This window comes from Bifidobacterium sp. ESL0825, from assembly GCF_052606465.1.
This window is the reverse complement of record NZ_CP199589.1, coordinates 890,808-909,005: the sequence shown is the minus strand read 5'-3', so window position 1 is coordinate 909,005 and position 18,198 is coordinate 890,808. Positions and strand designations below refer to the sequence as shown.

Annotated in this window: 13 protein-coding genes; 12 read left to right on the top strand and 1 reads right to left on the bottom strand. The window is 63.2% G+C overall.

Annotation, left to right across the window (positions count from 1 at the left end; translation table 11 throughout):
• Positions 1-15 precede the first annotated feature (15 nt).
• From nusB to gmk, 4 genes are all read left to right on the top strand, one after another.
• Positions 16-696 (top strand): transcription antitermination factor NusB, encoded by a 681-nt coding sequence (gene nusB, locus ACUIAG_RS03870; RefSeq protein WP_445340242.1) that lies wholly within the window; start codon positions 16-18, stop codon positions 694-696.
• Between the two features lie 160 nt (positions 697-856).
• Positions 857-2,122 (top strand): glutamine-hydrolyzing carbamoyl-phosphate synthase small subunit, encoded by a 1,266-nt coding sequence (carA, locus tag ACUIAG_RS03865; protein ID WP_231575792.1) that lies wholly within the window; start codon positions 857-859, stop codon positions 2,120-2,122.
• Complete coding sequence (carB, locus tag ACUIAG_RS03860) at positions 2,115-5,489, top strand: carbamoyl-phosphate synthase large subunit (protein ID WP_445340241.1); 3,375 nt, start codon at positions 2,115-2,117, stop codon at positions 5,487-5,489. Before carA ends, carB begins: the two co-directional genes overlap by 8 nt.
• A gap of 98 nt (positions 5,490-5,587) precedes the next feature.
• Complete coding sequence (gmk, locus tag ACUIAG_RS03855; RefSeq protein WP_445340367.1) at positions 5,588-6,211, top strand: guanylate kinase; 624 nt, start codon at positions 5,588-5,590, stop codon at positions 6,209-6,211.
• A gap of 76 nt (positions 6,212-6,287) precedes the next feature.
• Here the strand turns inward: gmk and ilvD are convergent, their stop codons facing one another.
• On the bottom strand, positions 6,288-8,147 hold the full coding sequence (gene ilvD, locus ACUIAG_RS03850; RefSeq protein ID WP_101432618.1) for a dihydroxy-acid dehydratase: 1,860 nt from the start codon (positions 8,145-8,147) through the stop codon (positions 6,288-6,290).
• A 178-nt stretch (positions 8,148-8,325) separates the two neighbouring features.
• Between ilvD and rpoZ the strand changes: the two genes are divergently transcribed.
• The 8 genes from rpoZ (at position 8,326) to ACUIAG_RS03810 (ending at position 18,189) form a co-directional block, all read left to right on the top strand.
• Positions 8,326-8,610, top strand: a complete 285-nt coding sequence (gene rpoZ / locus ACUIAG_RS03845) for a DNA-directed RNA polymerase subunit omega (RefSeq protein WP_015022131.1) — start codon at positions 8,326-8,328, stop codon at positions 8,608-8,610.
• Positions 8,611-8,671: 61 nt separating this feature from the next.
• Complete coding sequence (gene metK, locus ACUIAG_RS03840) at positions 8,672-9,892, top strand: methionine adenosyltransferase (protein ID WP_445340240.1); 1,221 nt, start codon at positions 8,672-8,674, stop codon at positions 9,890-9,892.
• A 92-nt stretch (positions 9,893-9,984) separates the two neighbouring features.
• Complete coding sequence (locus ACUIAG_RS03835) at positions 9,985-12,288, top strand: primosomal protein N' (protein ID WP_445340239.1); 2,304 nt, start codon at positions 9,985-9,987, stop codon at positions 12,286-12,288.
• A gap of 101 nt (positions 12,289-12,389) precedes the next feature.
• A complete protein-coding gene (locus tag ACUIAG_RS03830; RefSeq protein ID WP_445340238.1) occupies positions 12,390-13,094 on the top strand; it encodes an HAD family hydrolase in 705 nt (234 codons plus the stop codon).
• Between the two features lie 45 nt (positions 13,095-13,139).
• Entirely contained in the window at positions 13,140-14,114 is a 975-nt protein-coding gene (gene fmt, locus ACUIAG_RS03825; protein WP_445340237.1) for a methionyl-tRNA formyltransferase, read from the top strand.
• Between the two features lie 65 nt (positions 14,115-14,179).
• The gene (gene arc / locus ACUIAG_RS03820; protein WP_445340236.1) at positions 14,180-15,757 is read left to right on the top strand and encodes a proteasome ATPase; all 1,578 of its coding nucleotides are present in this window, start codon (positions 14,180-14,182) and stop codon (positions 15,755-15,757) included.
• Positions 15,754-17,262, top strand: coding sequence for a depupylase/deamidase Dop (gene dop / locus ACUIAG_RS03815; protein WP_445340235.1), 1,509 nt, complete (start codon positions 15,754-15,756; stop codon positions 17,260-17,262). Before arc ends, dop begins: the two co-directional genes overlap by 4 nt.
• Before the next feature lie 90 nt (positions 17,263-17,352).
• Positions 17,353-18,189: an inositol monophosphatase family protein gene (locus ACUIAG_RS03810; protein WP_445340234.1), complete on the top strand. Its 837-nt coding sequence runs from the start codon at positions 17,353-17,355 to the stop codon at positions 18,187-18,189.
• Positions 18,190-18,198 lie beyond the last annotated feature (9 nt).

Sequence of the window (18,198 nt, the reverse complement as noted above, 5' to 3'; positions counted from 1 at the left end):
GGAAACCACACATCCATGGCACGTTCCACAGCCCGCAAGCGGGCCTTGAACACCCTGTATGAGGCCGATGAGAAGAGCCAGGATTTTCTCTCCCTGCTGGAGGAGCGCAAGGCTCGGCCGGGGGCGCAGACACCACTGCCTGCTTATGCGGTGACCATCGTTGAGGGTGTGGCAGAGCACCGTCGAGATATCGATGAGGCTCTGCAGGCCCATTCCACCCGATGGCCGTTGAGCCGCATGCATGCCATTGACCGCAATATTCTGCGTATTGCCGCCTGGGAGATGCTCTACAACTCCGAGGTTCCAGACAAGGTGGCCATTGATGAGGCCCTGTCCCTGGCCAAGACCCTGTCGGATGCTGATGCCCCCGCCTTCATTCACGGCGTTCTGAGTGCTCTGGAGCAGGAGAAGAATGACCATCAAGCTCGTCGTGAGCAAGCCGGTAGGATCGCTGCCCTGGCTGATGCCGAGGCCGATGCGGACGTTTCGGATGATGAATCAGATAAGGCAAAAGCGCAGGTCGCATCCGCAGAGTCTGTCTCCTCTGGGGATGTCCATGCTGACAGCGATTCTGAATCGGCAACGAGCAGACCTGAAGATGGGGGTTCCGATCAGTCCGCCCCTAGTCTGGACCAGCTGAAACTGACCATGCCGGAGGAACTGGCCCCGGACGCGGATCACCCGTCAGGCAACTGAGCAATGATCTGTGTAAAGGCCGACCGATGTCCGCTGGCTGTCAGGGCATCGGGTCGGCCTTTTGCCATATTCAGACCGGGAGATCAGCTGGGCTTGCGGCAAGAGCTGCTCAACCGTTCTTTGAACAATCCGTTCGACATGATCCATAGGAGTCATTAATATGGGTGCGAATATCCGCGGTAATCAAGGGGGTTCGGTGAACCTGAAAGACACCAACATCATCACCTCCGATAGCCGTTTCTCCAATAGGGCCTTGCTCATCCTTGAGGATGGGGAAGTGTATCTGGGGAGAGCCTTCGGAGCGGTGGGCACTACCATAGGTGAAATTGTTTTCTCGACCGGGATGACGGGGTATCAGGAAACCCTGACGGATCCCAGCTATGCTCGGCAGATCGTTGTGCAGACCTTCCCCCACATAGGTAATACCGGTGTCAATGACCAGGACGGGGAGTCGGACAGGATCTGGGTGGCAGGGTATGTAGTCCGGGAACCCAGCCCCGACTTCAGCAACTGGCGGGCCCGAGGCAGTCTCCATGACCAGCTGGTCGATCAGGGCATCGTCGGTATCAGCGACATAGACACTCGCCGGCTCGTGCGACACTTGCGTTCTGCAGGTGTCATGCGGGCCGGTATTTTTTCAGGCCCGGACCCAATGCTCAACGGCGGCGGCAGGCCCAGAACCATGCAGGAACTCCTTGACCAGGTCCGTTCGGCTCCCCAGATGAGTGGATCCCACCTGACCGGCGAGGTCAGCACGGACAGGTCCTATATCGTCGAACCAGCCGGAGACCATGAGGGGAAAGAGCCTGTTTGTACAGTGGCAGCGGTGGATCTGGGGATCAAGTCCATGACCCCTCACAGATTGGCTGAGCGCGGCTGTAGGGTCCACGTACTTCCCGTGGATACCACTATTGAGCAGATACAGGCCCTGGGACCTGATGGAGTTTTCTTCTCTAACGGTCCAGGCGATCCATCAACCGCAGACGAGGAGGTGTCGCTCCTCAGACAGGTCCTGGATGCCGGACTGCCATTCTTCGGCATTTGCCTAGGCAACCAGCTTCTGGGCCGTGCCTTGGGCTTCGAGACCTATAAGCTAAAATTTGGCCATCGCGGCATCAATCAGCCTGTCAAGGATCTCAGTACCGGCAAGGTTGAGATTACTGCCCATAATCACGGATTCGCAGTCAAGGCGCCCAAGGGAGACCCGGTGCCCTCGCCCTATGGCGAAGGCCGGTATGGTCGTGTCCGGGTCTCTCATGTCGATCTGAACGACGGAGTGGTCGAGGGTCTGGAGTGCCTGGATATTCCAGCATTCTCCGTTCAATATCATCCGGAGGCGGCGGCTGGTCCGCACGATGCTTCCTATCTGTTCGACAGGTTCGTCATGTTGATGCAGGACGCCAAGGGAGGGAAGGCACATGCCTAAGCGGCAGGACATCCATTCGGTCATGGTCATCGGCTCGGGGCCCATCGTCATTGGGCAAGCGGCCGAGTTCGACTATTCGGGGACCCAGGCCTGCCGGGTGCTGCGCGAAGAAGGGATTCGCGTCATCCTGGTCAATTCCAATCCCGCCACCATTATGACGGACCCTGAGATGGCCGATGCTACCTACATTGAGCCTATCGCCCTGCCCTTCCTGGAACGGATCATTGCCAAGGAGCGGCCGGATGCGCTGCTGCCCACCCTGGGCGGCCAGACTGCTCTGAACGCTGCCGTGGAGCTGGGCAAGGCTGGCGTGCTGGAACGCTACGGGGTTGAGCTGATCGGCGCTTCCCTGGAGGCCATCGACAGGGGAGAGGACCGCGAGCTCTTCAAGCAGGTGGTGGACCAGGCCGGTGCCGAGTCGGCCAAGTCCCGCATCGCCCACAGCCTGGATGAGGCCGAAGCAGTAGCCGCCGAACTCGGCTACCCCCTGGTCGTTCGTCCTTCCTTCACCATGGGCGGCCTGGGCTCTGGAATCGCCCATGATCGCGAGGAGCTGAGGCGGATCGCCGGTGCAGGCATCCACTATTCGCCCACTGATGAGATCCTTCTGGAGGAAGGCATTGAGGGGTGGAAGGAATATGAGCTGGAGCTTATGCGCGATCGCCTGGACAATGTGGTCGTGGTCTGCCCCATTGAGAATGTGGATCCGGTAGGCGTGCACACCGGGGACTCCATCACTGTGGCTCCGGTCTTCACTCTGACCGACCGGGAGTATCAGCGGATGCGTGACATCGGCATCGCCATCATTCGCGGCGTGGGGGTGGACACGGGCGGCTGCAATATCCAGTTCGCCGTCAACCCGGAGAACGGCCGGATCATCGTCATCGAAATGAATCCGCGTGTTTCACGCTCCTCGGCTCTGGCTTCCAAAGCCACCGGCTTTCCCATCGCCAAGATCGCAGTCAAGTTGGCCCTGGGATACACCCTGGATGAGATCGAGAACGACATCACCCGCTCAACGCCTGCCTCCTTCGAACCAACCATCGACTATGTGGTCACCAAAATTCCGCGTTTCACCTTCGAGAAATTCCCCGGGGCGGATACGACCCTGACCACCTCGATGAAGTCCGTGGGCGAGGCCATGGCCCTGGCTGGCAATTTCCGCGAGTCCCTGGGCAAGGCCATGCGCTCCATCGATAAGCGGCACATGACCTTCTCCTGGGATGGCCCCCGGCCCGACCAGGCCGAGACCGACCAGCTGCTGGAGGCCATGCACACTCCCACCGAGCACCGCTACCTGCAGATTCAGCGGGCCTTCTGGGGCGGAGCTACCGTGGAGCAGGTTCACCAGGCCACCAGAATCGATCCCTGGTTCCTGGAGCAGATCAGCATGATCAACGAGTTGGCCCTTCAGGTGCGCCAGTCCGAAGTCCTGGATGAGGACCTGCTGCGCCGGGCCAAGCAATCGGGGCTGAGCGACCTGCAGATCGCTCACCTGCGCGGTATGGGCGACCAAGGCGAGGCAGTCGTCAGGGAGCTTCGCTGGGCCTTCGGTCTTCATCCTGTCTACAAGACTGTGGACACCTGCGCAGCCGAGTTCGATGCCGTCACGCCCTACTACTACTCCTGCTATGCCGACGAGTCCGAGCTGCGACCCCGCCAACGCGAGGCAGTCATCATCCTGGGCTCGGGCCCCAACCGGATAGGCCAGGGGGTGGAGTTTGACTACACCTGCGTGCACGCCGTCCAGGAGCTGGGCAAGGACTATGACACCATCATGGTCAACTGCAATCCCGAGACGGTCTCCACCGACTATGACATGTCGGACAGGCTCTACTTCGAGCCGCTGACCTTCGAGGACGTTCTGGAGATCTACCGGGCTGAGAAGGCCATGGGACCGGTCAAGGGGGTCATCGTCCAGCTGGGCGGTCAGACACCCCTGTCGCTAGCAGCCAGGCTCAAAGCGGCCGGGGTGCCCATTCTGGGAACCAGTCCCGAGTCCATCGACCTGGCCGAGAACCGCGAACTCTTCGGCCAGGTGCTCAGCAAGGAGCATTTGAACGCCCCCCGGTACGGCACTGCTCTTTCCCTGGATGAGGCCAGAGATGCGGCACATGCCATTGGCTACCCGGTTCTGGTCAGGCCCTCCTACGTGCTGGGCGGACGAGGCATGGAGATCGTCTATGACGACCAGCAGCTGGGCACCTACGTGGATCGCGCCCTGGAGGAGGCCAAGGCCGATACGGTGGTCTCTGGCCGTCTGCCCTCGCCCCTGTTGATTGACAAGTTCCTTCAGGACGCCATCGAGATCGACGTGGATGCCCTCTATGACGGGCAGGAGCTCTACATCGGCGGGATCATGGAGCATGTGGAAGAGGCCGGAGTCCACTCCGGTGATGCCGCCTGCACCCTGCCGCCGTCGACTCTCTCCGACGACCAGATCAACCGGCTGCGGCAGGCAACCCTGGCAATAGCCCAAGGATGCGGGGTCAGGGGGCTGATCAATGTTCAGTATGCCTTCATGGCCAACACCCTCTATGTGATCGAGGCCAACCCCCGCGCATCCCGGACCGTCCCCTTCGCCTCCAAGGCCACGGGTACGGCGCTGGCCAAGGCCGCGGCGCGGATCATGGTGGGGGAATCCATCGCACAGCAACGAGCCAATGGCCTGCTCCTGCCTGTCGGCGACGGCGGCATGGTCCGTGTCGGCCAGCCTGTGGCGGTCAAGGAGTCCGTCCTGCCCTTCAAGCGCTTCCGCACTCCAGTGGGTCGTACCGTGGACATTCTGCTGGGCCCGGAGATGCGTTCCACAGGAGAGGTCATGGGCTTCGATCGGGACTTCCCCCACGCCTTCGCCAAAAGCCAGCTGGCCGCCTACCAGGGAGGTCTGCCCACCAGCGGGGTCGTCTTCCTGTCGGTCAATGACGCGGACAAGCGGCAGCTGCCCATGCTGGCAGCGCGTCTACTGGAGCAGGGCTTCAGCATCTGCGCCACCCGTGGCACGGCCTCTGTCCTGCGTCGGTACGGTTTTGATGTGGCCGTTGTCGACAAGATCAGCGATGCTGAAGAGCCGGGTCAGGCCTTCACAGATGCCGACGGAGTAAGGCATATGGGCCGAAATCCTGTCCAATTGATTGAGGATGGGGCCATTGACATGATCCTCAACACGCCTAGCTCAAGGGGTTCGCGCTCCGACGGCTATCTGATCCGAGTTGCCGCCATTGCCGCCGATCTGCCGCAGTTCACTACCATCACCGAATTCTCAGCCGCTCTGATGGCCATTGATGTGGTTAAAAAGGACGACTACGAGGTCATGAGCATACAGGAGCACGCGGCCCGGCTGCTGGAGCTGGAGAAGGCCAGGTAGGTGCTCGCTATATGATTGACCCATGTTCCGGTCCGGCTAGGCCGGAGGGTGACCTTTAAGGAAAGGAAGTGGCCGTGTCAGCGATCAACGGTGCCGACATGTCGAGTCAGGACTCTTCGGGAGCACAGACCGGGGGGCCGGGGGAGACGGGCGGCCGGTTGATTGTGTTGACGGGTCCCACGGCAGTTGGCAAGGGCACTGTGGAGGCGGCCCTGCGTCATGCCCACCCGGAGGTCTGGGTCTCCGTCTCGGCCACCACCCGCGCTCCGCGTCCGGGCGAAAAGAACGGCATCACCTACTGGTTCATGGACGAGCAGGAGTTTGCCCACAGGGAGGCAGCCGGAGATTTTCTGGAGACCGCCCTGGTCCATGGCATGTCCCACTATGGCACCCCGCTGCAGCCGGTCCTGGACCATCTGGCAGCAGGGGTGCCCACCATTCTGGAGATCGACCTGCAGGGGGCGCATCGTGTCCGCCAACGGGCGGGAGAGCTGGGTCTGGAAGTGTTTTACGTCTTCCTGGCGCCGCCATCATTCCAGGATCTGGTCACCAGGCTGAACATGCGGGGAACCGAGAATGAGGAGCAGCGGGCCCGAAGGCTGGAGACCGCCAAGGTGGAGCTGGCCTCAGAGGATCAGTTCGATCAGGTCATAGTCAACGACAGTGTGGATAAAGCCGCTCAGGCGCTCTGGTCGGTGATCGCCAAGGAATACGGTCTCTGAGCACCTGCCCTTTACTCCAGAGGAGTCAAAAAAATCCCCCAATCGAGTGAAAGCCCGATTGGGGGATTTTGGTCTGTCAGTCCAGCCCTGACAGTCGGTTGATCAGGTCGGGGTCGCGGGTGGCGCCCTTGTCTGCTGAGCGGGCGAAGGCGGCGTAGGCCTTCAGTGCCAGGGAGACCTTGCGGTCCCTGTGGGCCACATAGCCTTCGCCGGCCTCCAGTTCAGCGCGGCGCTGGGCGAGTTCCTCATCGCTCAGCTCGACGTCTACACGCCGGTTGGGGATATCGATGCGGATCATGTCGCCGTTGCGGATCAGGGCGATGGGGCCCTTGTTGGCTGCTTCAGGAGCGATATGGCCGATGGCCAGGCCTGATGAGCCGCCGGAGTAGCGGCCGTCGGTCAGCAGGGCCACGTCCTTGCCGATGCCCTTGCCCTTGACGAATGAGGTGGGGTAGAGCATCTCTTGCATGCCCGGGCCGCCCTTGGGTCCCTCGTAACGGATGACCAGGGCCTGACCCTTGTGCAGGGTGCCATTGAGTATGACCTCCACAGCCTGTTCCTGCGATTCGACCACCAGGGCTGGTCCGCGGAAGTTCCAGATTTCCTTGGGCACGCCGGCGGTCTTGACCACGCAGCCATCGGGGGCCAGATTTCCGCGAAGTATGGCCAAGCCACCTTCGGAGACGGCCGGGTGATCCAGGTCGTGGATGGCGCCGTTGACGCGGTCAGTGTCCAGATCCTCCCATTCCTTGGACTGGTTGAAGGGCTCGGGGGAGGTGATGTGGCCGGGCGCTGCATGGTAGAGATCCTTGGCCTGGTCCAGGCAGGTGGGGCGCATGATGTCCCAGTCGTTGAGCTTGGACTCCAGATCCGGGTAGTCGATGGAATGCGTGTCCTTGTGCAGCACTCCGCCACGGTCCAGCTCGCCCAGGATGCCGCAGATGCCGCCGGCCCGATGGACGTCCGATATCTCCCAGTCTCCGGAGGGGGAGGCCTTGCAGATGCAGGGGACCGTGTGTGAGATGCGCTCGATGTCGTCCAGGGTGAAGTCCACATCCGCCGACTGTGCGGCGGCAAGGATGTGCAGGACGGTGTTGGTTGATCCGCCCATGGCCACATCCATGGTCATGGCGTTTTCGAAGGCCTTCTTGGTGGCGATGGAACGCGGCAGGACTGAGTCGTCGTCATCCTGGTAGTACCGGTTGGCGATCTCGACGACCAGCTTGCCGGCCCGCTCGAAGAGCATCTTCCTCGCTGTGTGCGAGGCCAAGGTGGTGCCATTGCCGGGCAGGGCCAGACCCATGGCCTCGGTCAGGCAGTTCATGGAGTTGGCGGTGAACATGCCGGCGCAGGACCCGCAGGTGGGGCAGACCGTCTTCTCCAGTGCCAGCAGACCCGCATCATCGATGCTGTCGTCAGCCGAGGCGTACATGACGTCGATCAGATCCGTGCTCTCCTGGACTGTCCCGTCGGGCATGACCGTACGTCCAGCCTCCATGGGGCCGCCGGAGACGAAGACCGTGGGAATGTTCAGACGCAGAGCGGCCATGAGCATGCCGGGGGTGATCTTGTCGCAGTTGGAAATGCAGATCAGGGCATCGGCGCAGTGGGCGTTGACCGAGTACTCCACAGCGTCTGCAATCAGGTCACGGCTGGGCAGAGAGTAAAGCATGCCTGTATGGCCCATGGCGATGCCGTCGTCCACGGCGATGGTGTTGAACTCGCGGGGGATGCCGCCCGCTTCCTTGACGGCCTTGGAGACCAGGCGCCCCACCTTGTTCAGGTGGACGTGGCCGGGCACGAACTCGGAGAAGGAGTTGGCGATGGCCACGATGGGCTTGCCGAAGTCCTCACCCTTGACGCCAGCGGCACGATAGAGAGCACGGGCGCCCGCGAACTCTCGTTCCTTCATCAATTTGGCTGATCGCATCTGCATAGTTTTATTCAAGTGAACGTGGGCATCAGCGGTTTGAACATGACCACATGTTGGAATTTTCGGCCTTTTCGCCCCGCTTTCCCCGGCAGAGAAGCCTGCGAGGCTAAAATCGAGCCCGGGCGGTAAAATCATTCAGATTGAATGAATGGTTCATCCAGTTGAATTGGAGAAACATCTTATGGCATTCGGTACCGAGCCCCATCCGCAGGGATTTGCGAATCCTCCCATCGACGACCTCATGAAGCACGCCGATTCGAAGTATGCGCTCTCTATCTTCGCGGCCAAGAGGGCCCGCCAGATCAATTCCTATTTCACACAGCTCAATGAGGGCCTGCTGCAGAACGTCGGCCCGCTGGTTGAGTACCAGAACCAGGAGAAGCCCCTGTCCATCGCCTTCCGGGAGATCAACGAGGGCCTGCTTGAAGAGACCCTGGGCGAGGACGATCTGAGCGAAGGCAACTGAGCTTTCGACTCTCAGTGCAGGGTCCTCGGACGGTGACGGTTTCTAGACAAAGGTGAATGAAATGACAGAGCGACGGCTGATTTCGGCTGAATCAGTGACCGAGGGCCATCCAGACAAGGTCTGCGACCAGATTTCCGATGCCATTCTGGACGATCTGATCGCCCAGGATCCGCACTCGCATGTGGCTGTGGAGACCTCGGCGGCCACTGGCCTCTTCTTCGTCTTCGGAGAGGTCTCGTCCCAGGGCTACACGGATATTCAGTCACAGGTCCGGTCGGTGCTGCGCAGGATCGGCTACACCTCATCCGAAATCGGGCTGGACGCGGATTCCTGCGGCGTGACCGTGGCTCTGAGCGAGCAGAGCAAGGAGATCAACCAGGGCGTGGAACGGCTGTCGGCCAGCCAGGAGAGCGCCGCCACCCGCGAGGAGCGTTACCAGTCCCAGGGGGCCGGCGACCAGGGAGTCATGTTCGGGTACGCCTGCGATGAGACCGACACGCTCATGCCCCTGCCCATCTATCTGGCCCACCAGCTGGCCTTCCGGCTGGCACAGGTCCGCAAGGAGGGGATCATCCCCCACCTGCGCCCCGACGGCAAGACCCAGGTCACCATCGAATACGATCAGGAGGACCGGCCCCGCCGGGTGGACACGGTCCTCATCTCCACCCAGCATGATCCCGAGGTGGGGCATGACTGGCTGCAGGAGCAGTTGATGGAGCACGTCATCACGCCTGTGCTGGATCGCGTCTGCGGCAAGGCCGTCGAGCACCAGGGCTACCGGGTGCTGGTCAATCCGACCGGATCCTTTGTTCTGGGCGGCCCTGCGGCTGACGCAGGACTGACCGGGCGCAAGATCATCGTGGACACCTACGGAGGTGCGGCCCATCATGGAGGCGGCGCCTTCTCCGGCAAGGATCCCAGCAAGGTCGACCGGTCCGCCGCCTACGCCGCGCGTTGGGTAGCCAAGAACATCGTGGCCGCTGGACTGGCGCACAAGGTCGAGGTCCAGGTGGCCTATGCCATTGGCGTGGCCGAACCGGTCAGCGTCAACGTGGAGACCTACGGCACCGAGCAGGGGGTCAGCCGGGAGCAGATCCAGGAGGCTGTGCGCGAGGTCTTCGACCTGCGGCCTGCTGCCATCATCGATGAGCTGGACCTGTTGAGGCCCATTTACGCCAAGACTGCAGCCTATGGGCACTTCGGCCGGGAGGATCCCGACTTCACCTGGGAGCAGGTGGACAAGGTGGGCGAGCTCAAGGCCGCCATCGGCATGACCAGGTAGCAGCTGTTCATCAAGAGCCACGGCGGATTCCCGGGTCATCGACTGGGGAATCCGCCGTGGCTCTCTTAATTGTGAAAGCGAGGGGAGGAGCCATGGATTCGCAGGACGTCAGTCAGCCCGCCCTGGACGGTCTCGCTCCGCGCCGTCGTTCGAGCAGCAGTCGAAAGAAACCTCCCCGCAGACCGGCCGATGAACTCCCTGTGGCACGGGTGGTGCTGGACGTGCAGGCCACTCACCTGGGCGGGACCTTCGATTATCTAGTGGATGCCGACCAGGACGATCATGCACAGCCGGGATGTCTGGTTCGCGTCCGGTTCGGGGCGCGCAGAGTCAACGGCATCATCTGGGAACGCGTGGCAGACAGCCAGGTTCCCCGCGCCTCCTTGCGCTACCTGGAACGGGTGGTGCTGGATCGCAGCCTGATCTCATCTTCCCTGCGCGCGGACATCACTGCCATTGCCAGAGCCTATGGGGGCACTGAGGCCAACATTCTGCGGCTGGCCCTGCCCCCTCGCGTGGCCCGCATCGACAAGGAACAGCAGCTGGTTCCCGGTCAGCCTCGATTGGCGTCCGACCCCGCCTGGGTGGCAGGACTGGCCCATCGGCAGAAGGATCTGAAACAGAGGATTGATCCGGGCTATCGGGGGTTGGAGAAACTGGATCAGTCGCTGGAAGATGATGACTTCGGCTCCTTTTTGACCGACATTCTGCCCGGCATGGACCAGGCCGCCCTGCTGGCTGCCAGGGTGCTGATAGGCGCCCTGCTGGCCGGCCGGTCGGCGGTTATGGTGTTGCCGGGCACCCGTCAGGTGACCCACCTGTCCGCAGTCCTTCAGCAGCTGGGGTTGCGCCCCTTCGGCCCATCTGTTGCCGCCGGTCCTGGTCAACAGGAGGCTCATGGCTGGTCTGGTGATTTCGCCATTCTGGACAGCGGCATGGCTCCTGCAGAGCGCTACAGGGCCTACCTTGCGCTGGCCTCCGGTCAAGTCCGCTGCGCCATCGGGCTGCGGGCTGCCATGTACGCCCCGGTGGAGGGTCCTGCCCTCTTCGCTCTGATGGACGATGCCAGCTACCAGTACGCCGATGGGATGATGCCCTACGCCAACGCCCGCGGAGTGCTGAGGCTGCGGGCGCGTGCCCACGGCGGCGTCTTCCTGGCCATGGCCCGTGCCAGAAGCGTGCGTTCCCACTGGGAGAGTCTGCCCGAGGCCACCGAAGCGGAATCTGGCGTGACCGGTCCAGGCACTGCCCTGACGCTTGACCGGCCTGTGGTGACCACTCTGCTGCCTTGGATCCGCTGGCTGAACCGGGAGGAGCTGAGCCATCTGGCCGACCCGACCATCGGCGCCCGGGTTCCCCATACCGCAGTCGCCGTTATCAACAAGGCCTTGGAGCGTGGTCCGGTTCTGCTGTCCATACCGCAGGACGGCATTTTCGAAAGCCTGAGTTGCGCTCGCTGTCATCATCAGGCTCGTTGCCCCCGCTGCACTGGGCCCCTGCGGGCACGGCGGCCTGGTGCGCCCCGATGCGCCTGGTGCGGGGCAGCGGCTACGGACTGGTCCTGTCCGGATTGCGGGGGTTCACGGCTTCGGGTGGTCAGGGTAGGCGCCGCTGGGACGGCCCAGGAGCTGCGCATGCTCTTCAGGAATGTGCCCATCGTCATCTCTTCGCCCAGCCAGCCCCGCGGGGTGGTCGAGTGTGTACAGGATCGCCCCAGTCTGGTCATCGCCACACCAGGCGCCGAGCCCAGAGTGGTCGCCTCGAGCATGGATGGCAGCAATAAGGACACTGGCGATTCGGATCTGCCCCGGCTGTCGCGGGGATACCGGGCCGTGGCCATTCTGGACGCCTGGACCAGCCTGTATGCCCCTGGCGTCGATGCGCGTATGGACACCCTGGGAGCCTGGATGCGCGTGGCTTCCTTCTGCCGCTCCCGGGCCCAGGGAGGTCAGGTGCTCCTGCTGGGGGAATGCGATCCCCAGCTGGCCCAGGCGCTGATGACCTGGCAGGGGCCGGTACTGGCCGCTGCCGATCTGGAGGATCGTCGGCTGACGGCCATGCCCCCTGCGGTCGGTATGGCTGCAATATGGGGTGAAAGGGAGGCCGTCGTCTCGATGCTGGACGCCGTCGGGATTGCACCGGGTCAGGAGGCAGTAACCGATGCCGGTCCTGAGTCTGTTCCTGCCCTGCTTGGGCCTGTGCCCATACCGGCGCCATCCACACTGAAAGCCGACTATTTGGAGGGAACCCAGGATAGGGTTCAAGCTCTGGTTCGGGTACCCATCAGCTCCAGGGATAAGCTGGCTGACGATCTCAAGCAGGCTCAGGCCAGGTACGTGGCCGGCCGCGGGCGAGGGGAGTTGCGCTTCCGGATGGATCCCAAGGATCTGACCTGATTGTCGCTCCAGGCGAATCTCTGCAGGGTCTATGCGGCGTGGTTTCATGAGGGGGCGCAGGCAGAGGCGCAGATGAACGAATTCGGGAAAGGCGGAGAGGCATGAAGGGCTGGCCGGGCGAAGTCCAGATTGAAGCAGATGTGATCCAGGCTGAGCAGGAAGCAGCTCAGTGCCAGGGTCAGCCCATTGAACAGGTCATCTTCGACTTCGGCAACGTCCTGATTCGTTGGCAGCCCGAGATGGCCATGGTGGCCCGGTACGGGCGCAAGAGCATCGAAGCCATGCTGGACGACAGCCGTTCCGGCTTCTACCGGGCCAACGACATGATGGACGGTGGAGCCACCTGCGCCCAGGCCCGTGACTGGGTGGCCGCCAACTGCGGATCCCCCTGGGATGCCATGTTCGCCTACTACTGTGACCACTTCGTCGATTCGCTGGCCGGCCCGGTGCCTGGTGCCCGCATGCTGGTGGAGGATCTGAAGGCGGCAGGCCTGGGTGTCTGGGGGTTGACCAACTGGGGTGCCGAGCTCTTCCATCACGCCTGGGACGGCGACTCCTTCCTGCATAGGCTGGACGGGGTGGTGGTCTCCGGGCCCATCCACATGAGCAAGCCTGACCCGGCTATCTACCGGTACGCCCTGGATCAGTTCGGAATCCAGGCTGGCGGGACCCTCTTCGTGGATGACAAGGGTATGAATGTAGTCGGCGCCAACAAGGCCGGCATCCGCAGCCTGCGATTCAGCAACCCCTACGGGCTGCGCACCGCCCTGATCGAGGCCGGGGTGAACATTCCTCAGGTGCAGTGAACGTGCAGAGGTCCGAAGCCGTCAGATGAAAAGGAGATTGCCGATATGGTCATGACATTGCTGTTTGCAGGCACACCCCAGGTCGCCTTGCCATCGCTGAGACTGCTGGCGGCCGATCAGGAGCATTTCCGGGTTGCTGCCGTGCTCACCAGACCCGACGCCCCCCAGGGGCGTGGAAGGCATCTGCACCCCAGTCCGGTCAAAGCCGAGGCCCTCAGGCTGGGGATCCCCGTTCTTGAGAACAATCCATCCGATCCGGATTTTCCGGCCCGTCTGCAGGATACAGGCGCCAGCTGTGCGGCCGTCGTGGCCTACGGACGGATCCTGCGTCAGCCGGTCCTGGACGCCTTTGATGGTGGATGGTACAACCTGCACTTTTCCCTGCTGCCGCAGTGGCGGGGGGCAGCTCCGGTCCAACGGGCCATCTGGGCCGGGGATACCATCACTGGCGCCACGGTCTTCAGGCTGACGGCCGGCATGGATGAGGGGCCCGTCCTGGCCCAGTCAACGGTGGAAATCGGGCCGCACGAGACATCGGGCGAGCTGCTGGATCGCCTGGCCGAGGACGGATCCCATCTGCTGGCTGCCAGCCTGGAGGCCCTTGCGGAAGGTCGGATTCAACCCAAGGAGCAGACGCAGGGCGCCTACCAGGTGGCCGCCAAAATCACCCACCAGGATGCCCACATGCGTTTCGATGTGCCCGTCTTTGCCCTGGATCGGCAGGTTCGGGCCTGCAGCCCGGAACCGGGAGCCTGGTGTCTGTATCGGCAAGGCGATGACCCGCAGGACAGGCAGACAGGGCTGACCGTGCTCAGGGCGGCTCCGGCCCGAGTGGATGAGCCTGGTCTTCCCTCGCATCTGGAGCCGGGTCGGCTGGCAATGGATCGTCGCCACCTCTGGGTGGGCACCAAGACCCTGCCTCTGGAGCTGCAGGTGGTCAAGGCTGCCGGCAAGCGCGCCATGCAGGCCATGGACTGGGCCCGTGGCGCTCGCTTGGAAGACGGGGCCCGCTGCAGCTGAATTCTTCCACCGGCTGGCTGTCCAGGCCATGCGGGGATTCCAGGGGCGAATGAAGGAGGAAAGCCATGCAGTCTGATGATGCTGACCAGGCCGACAAGGAGCAGGCCGAGGATGCAAATGCCCAGGATCTGGCCGGGGATCGGCGCAACCGTGCCCTGGCTGCGGCGCTGACCAGGGCTGCGAAAGAGCTGTCCAAGGCCAAGAGCCAGTTGGCCCAGTTGGCTCAGCCGCCCTTGACGGCTGCCCTGGCCTTGGGCGTGGATTCCGTCGCCTATGACAGCCAGGGGGTGCAGCAGGCCCGCCTGCTGATCCTGAACGGTTCGCGTCGGATGGTGGTGCCCCTGGCGCCCAATATCCGCGCCGAACGGATCAGGGCAGGCCAGGAGGTTCTGCTCAACGCCGATATGGTGGTGGTGCGTGTGGGCGATCAGCCGGTGACTGGGCAGGTCCGCACGCTGCGGGAGACCTTGGAATCCGGTGCTCTGTTGGTGGAAGACCCCTCCGGGCAGACTCGCGTCGCTGCGCGTGCAGGCTCTCTGCAGGATCAGCCCATCGAGGCGGGCAGCGCCTTGCTCATGGATGAAAGCTGTTCGCTGGCCCTGGCTGTTCTGCCTGAGTCGGATCAGTCCGACATGCTGCTGGAGGAGACTCCTGATGTGGACTTCTCGGATATTGGCGGCCTGGACAGGCAGATCGAGCGGATCCGGGATGCGGTCCAGCTGCCCTTCCAGCATGCCGATCTGATGCGTCGTTATGGGCTCCAGGCCCCCAAGGGTGTCCTGCTCTACGGTCCCCCCGGCAATGGCAAGACCATGATCGCCAAGGCCTTGGCCCGCGCCCTGGCCCAGGAGAGGGACGGTCACGGGGTCTTCCTGTCGGTCAAGGGCCCCGAGGTGCTCAACAAGTTCGTGGGCGAGTCGGAACGGCTGATCCGCCGCCTGTTCGCCCGGGCCCGCAGCCTTGCAGGCCAGGGTGGACCAGTGGTGGTCTTCATCGACGAGATGGATGCCCTGCTCCGCACCCGGGGATCGGGCATCTCATCGGATGTGGAGACCACCATCGTCCCCCAGTTCCTGACCGAGCTGGACGGTGTCGAGTCCCTGGACCAGGTCATGGTCATCGGCGCCTCCAACCGCATCGACATGATCGACCCGGCGGTTCTGCGCCCGGGGAGACTCGATGTCAAGATCCGCATCGATCGGCCCGACAGGGCCAGGTCGGCCGCTATCTTGGGCAAGTATCTGGGCTCCGACATGCCCATGCAGGATGATGCCGGGCCGGAGGAGCTGATCCAGGTGCTGGTCGATGGACTCTTCGCTCGAAATGATGACCACTTGCTGGGCAAGGTCATGGATGCCTCGGGCCGCTGGCAGCCGCTCTACCTGGAGTCTGTGGTCTCCGGCGCCATGCTGCACAACCTGGTTGATCGGGTCAAGACCATGGCGGTCAAGGCCTCCATCGAACAGGGCCGGCAGGTGGGTCTGGACCGCGAGTTCTGCATCAGGGCGGTCCGTGGGCAGTATGAGGACACTCTGGAGGAGCTCAGCGGCCAGGATCCGGACCGGTGGGCAGATCTGGCAGGACTGCGCCCCGGGCAGGTCCAGGAGGTTCGCCCGGTCGACGGGCAAGGGGAGCGGTCATGAGTGCCGGGCGGGTCATGGGCACCGAGACGGAGTATGCCATTGCCGACCCCCAGGATCCCGGCGCTGATCCACGCACTCTGGCCCTGCGTCTGGTAAGGGCCGCTGCTCAGCCGGCCTTGGCGCACATCCGCTGGGACTATGGGGAAGAGGACCCGGTCAATGATGCCAGGGGAGGTCGGCTGCCGCGTTCCGCTGCCGCTCCGAGCATGCTCACTGATGCGCCCGGCGCCCGGCTGATCGATGTGGCAGCTCCCAACGGCGCTCGGATTTACGTGGATCATGCCCACCCCGAGTATGCCTCGGCGGAAACGGTGAACGCCTTCGACGCGCTGGTTCAGGATCGTGCAGGTGACCGGATGATGGCCCAGGCCGCGGAAAAGGCTGGAGGTCTGGCTCTCTACAAGAACAACGTGGACGGCAAGGGCGCCGCCTGGGGATCCCATGAGAACTATCTGATGGACAGGGCGGTGCCCTTCGCCAGGGTGGCGGCCCTGATGACCATTCATTTCGTCACCCGCCAGATCTACACCGGCTCGGGCAGAGTGGGCCTGGGGCCCAGGAGCGAGGAGGCCGGCTTCCAGCTCAGCCAGCGCGCCGACTATCTGACCAGCCGGATTGGACTGCAGACCACCTTCGGGCGGCCGATCATCAATACCCGGGACGAGTCCCATGCTGGGCCGGGCAGCCGCCGCCTCCACGTGATCGTGGGCGACGCCAACCGGCTGGATGCGCCCCTGGTCCTCAAGCTGGGGACCACCGATCTGCTGCTGGGGCTTTTGGAGTCCGAGGATGATTCGACCAGTCAGGTCGATGAACTGCTGGATCGCTGGATGCTGGATGATCCGGTGTCAGCCCTGCACACGGTTTCCCGTGATGTCGCTCTGACCAAGCCGCTGGCCTTGGCAAACGGGGGGTTCGCCGATGCGCTGACCATCCAAAAGGCATTGCTGGATGCGGCCCGCCAGGCCAGAAGGGGTATCGACCGGCCAGGTTGTGCCGACGACCGGGTTCTGAACCTCTGGGACCAGGTGCTCGCGGATCTGGCTGCCGTGCGTTCGGGCGACGAGGAGGCTCGTCTGGCCATGCACGACCAGGCAGGCAGGTTGGAATGGCTGTTCAAGTGGCAGCTCTTGGAGCGACTGCGCCGCCGCCGTGCCATGCCCGACTGGTCGGATCCCCGTCTGGCCGCGCTGGATCTGGCCTGGGCACGGGTGGACCCCGGCCGTGATCTGCCATGGCGACTGCAAGGATCTATCCAGCGACTGGCTGATCCCGACCAGATCACCAGGGCCATGGACCAGGGGCCGGAGCAGACTCGTGCCTGGTGCCGTTCCCAGCTGCTGCACCGCTGCCCTGATGCGGTCAAAGCCGTCTCTTGGAGTCGTGTCATTCTTGAGGAGCAGGGACCGGAGGGGGAGCCTCAAACCAGGATCGTGGATCTGTCCGATCCGCTGGGTCATACAAGGTCTTCCTGCCGGGATGACCGCGACATATACTGCAGGTAGCGCAGAAAACAGTCCGATATCCGACCGGACGACCACCGGTGGATCACGGTCGGCAATGTCTCGACCACCCGTTTGAAAGAGAAGAGAAGTATGGAATTGCGCGATTTGGCCATGCAGGCCGCCACTATTGCTGTGGAGGCTGGCCGTCATGCCCTCCAGGACCAGATCAACCCCCACGACCCCCGCTCCACCTCGGCCATCGGCCAGGGCACCCAGTTCTCGCCGGGCATTGACACGCGCCTGATCCGTTACTGCCGGACCAAGATCGCTGCCCTGGATCCTATGGACGGCTTCTGGGAGGAGGAGGCCGGCAATCGCTGTCCAGGCGGCCGCTACTGGTGCCTGGGCCACATCGACGGTCCGGTCAACTATGTGCGCAACATGGCCGAATGGACGCTGACCATCTCCCTCTTCGCCGTGGACGAGAAGGGCCACGCTTCACCGGTCCTGGGCATCGTGCACGCACCGGTCCTGGGCCTGACCTATCTGGCCGCCAAGGGCCAGGGCGCCATCAGGATCCGACGGACCATTGTGGGCGACAAGCGGGAGAAGATCATTCCTTCCACGATGACCACCCTGAACGGGTCAGTGATCAGCTTCGGCATGTCCTACTTCCCCAACGAGTCCGAAAAGGTCCTGCAGATCGTCTCGCGCATGGCCGGCAAGCCTGCCGACATCAAGCGCGTGGGTCCGGTCTCGCTGGATCTGTGCCGGGTGGCGGACGGCAGCTACGATGCCTACTTCGAACCGGCCCTGCACTCCTGGGACATCCCTGCGGTCTCTGCGGCGGCTGTCGTGGTCCGGGAGGCCAAGGGTACCCTCTGGCGCTGGGACGGCGGGCACGTGCGCTGGGAGGGCAGCAACGACGTGGTGGCCACCAACGGGCTTATCGCCGGGGATTTGAACACGTATCTGAGCGGGCGCTGATCCGCGCCG

Bases quoted from the DNA above. Each gene is read 5' to 3' on its own strand.
- gmk (WP_445340367.1), top strand. From the start codon at position 5,588: ATGTCGAGTCAGGACTCTTCGGGAGCACAGACCGGGGGGCCGGGGGAG.
- dop (WP_445340235.1), top strand. From the start codon at position 15,754: ATGAGTGCCGGGCGGGTCATGGGCACCGAGACGGAGTATGCCATTGCC.
- ilvD (WP_101432618.1), bottom strand. From the start codon at position 8,147: ATGCAGATGCGATCAGCCAAATTGATGAAGGAACGAGAGTTCGCGGGC.
- carB (WP_445340241.1), top strand. From the start codon at position 2,115: ATGCCTAAGCGGCAGGACATCCATTCGGTCATGGTCATCGGCTCGGGG.
- rpoZ (WP_015022131.1), top strand. From the start codon at position 8,326: ATGGCATTCGGTACCGAGCCCCATCCGCAGGGATTTGCGAATCCTCCC.
- fmt (WP_445340237.1), top strand. From the start codon at position 13,140: ATGGTCATGACATTGCTGTTTGCAGGCACACCCCAGGTCGCCTTGCCA.
- carA (WP_231575792.1), top strand. From the start codon at position 857: ATGGGTGCGAATATCCGCGGTAATCAAGGGGGTTCGGTGAACCTGAAA.
- arc (WP_445340236.1), top strand. From the start codon at position 14,180: ATGCAGTCTGATGATGCTGACCAGGCCGACAAGGAGCAGGCCGAGGAT.
- nusB (WP_445340242.1), top strand. From the start codon at position 16: ATGGCACGTTCCACAGCCCGCAAGCGGGCCTTGAACACCCTGTATGAG.
- metK (WP_445340240.1), top strand. From the start codon at position 8,672: ATGACAGAGCGACGGCTGATTTCGGCTGAATCAGTGACCGAGGGCCAT.
- ACUIAG_RS03830 (WP_445340238.1), top strand. From the start codon at position 12,390: ATGAAGGGCTGGCCGGGCGAAGTCCAGATTGAAGCAGATGTGATCCAG.
- ACUIAG_RS03835 (WP_445340239.1), top strand. From the start codon at position 9,985: ATGGATTCGCAGGACGTCAGTCAGCCCGCCCTGGACGGTCTCGCTCCG.
- ACUIAG_RS03810 (WP_445340234.1), top strand. From the start codon at position 17,353: ATGGAATTGCGCGATTTGGCCATGCAGGCCGCCACTATTGCTGTGGAG.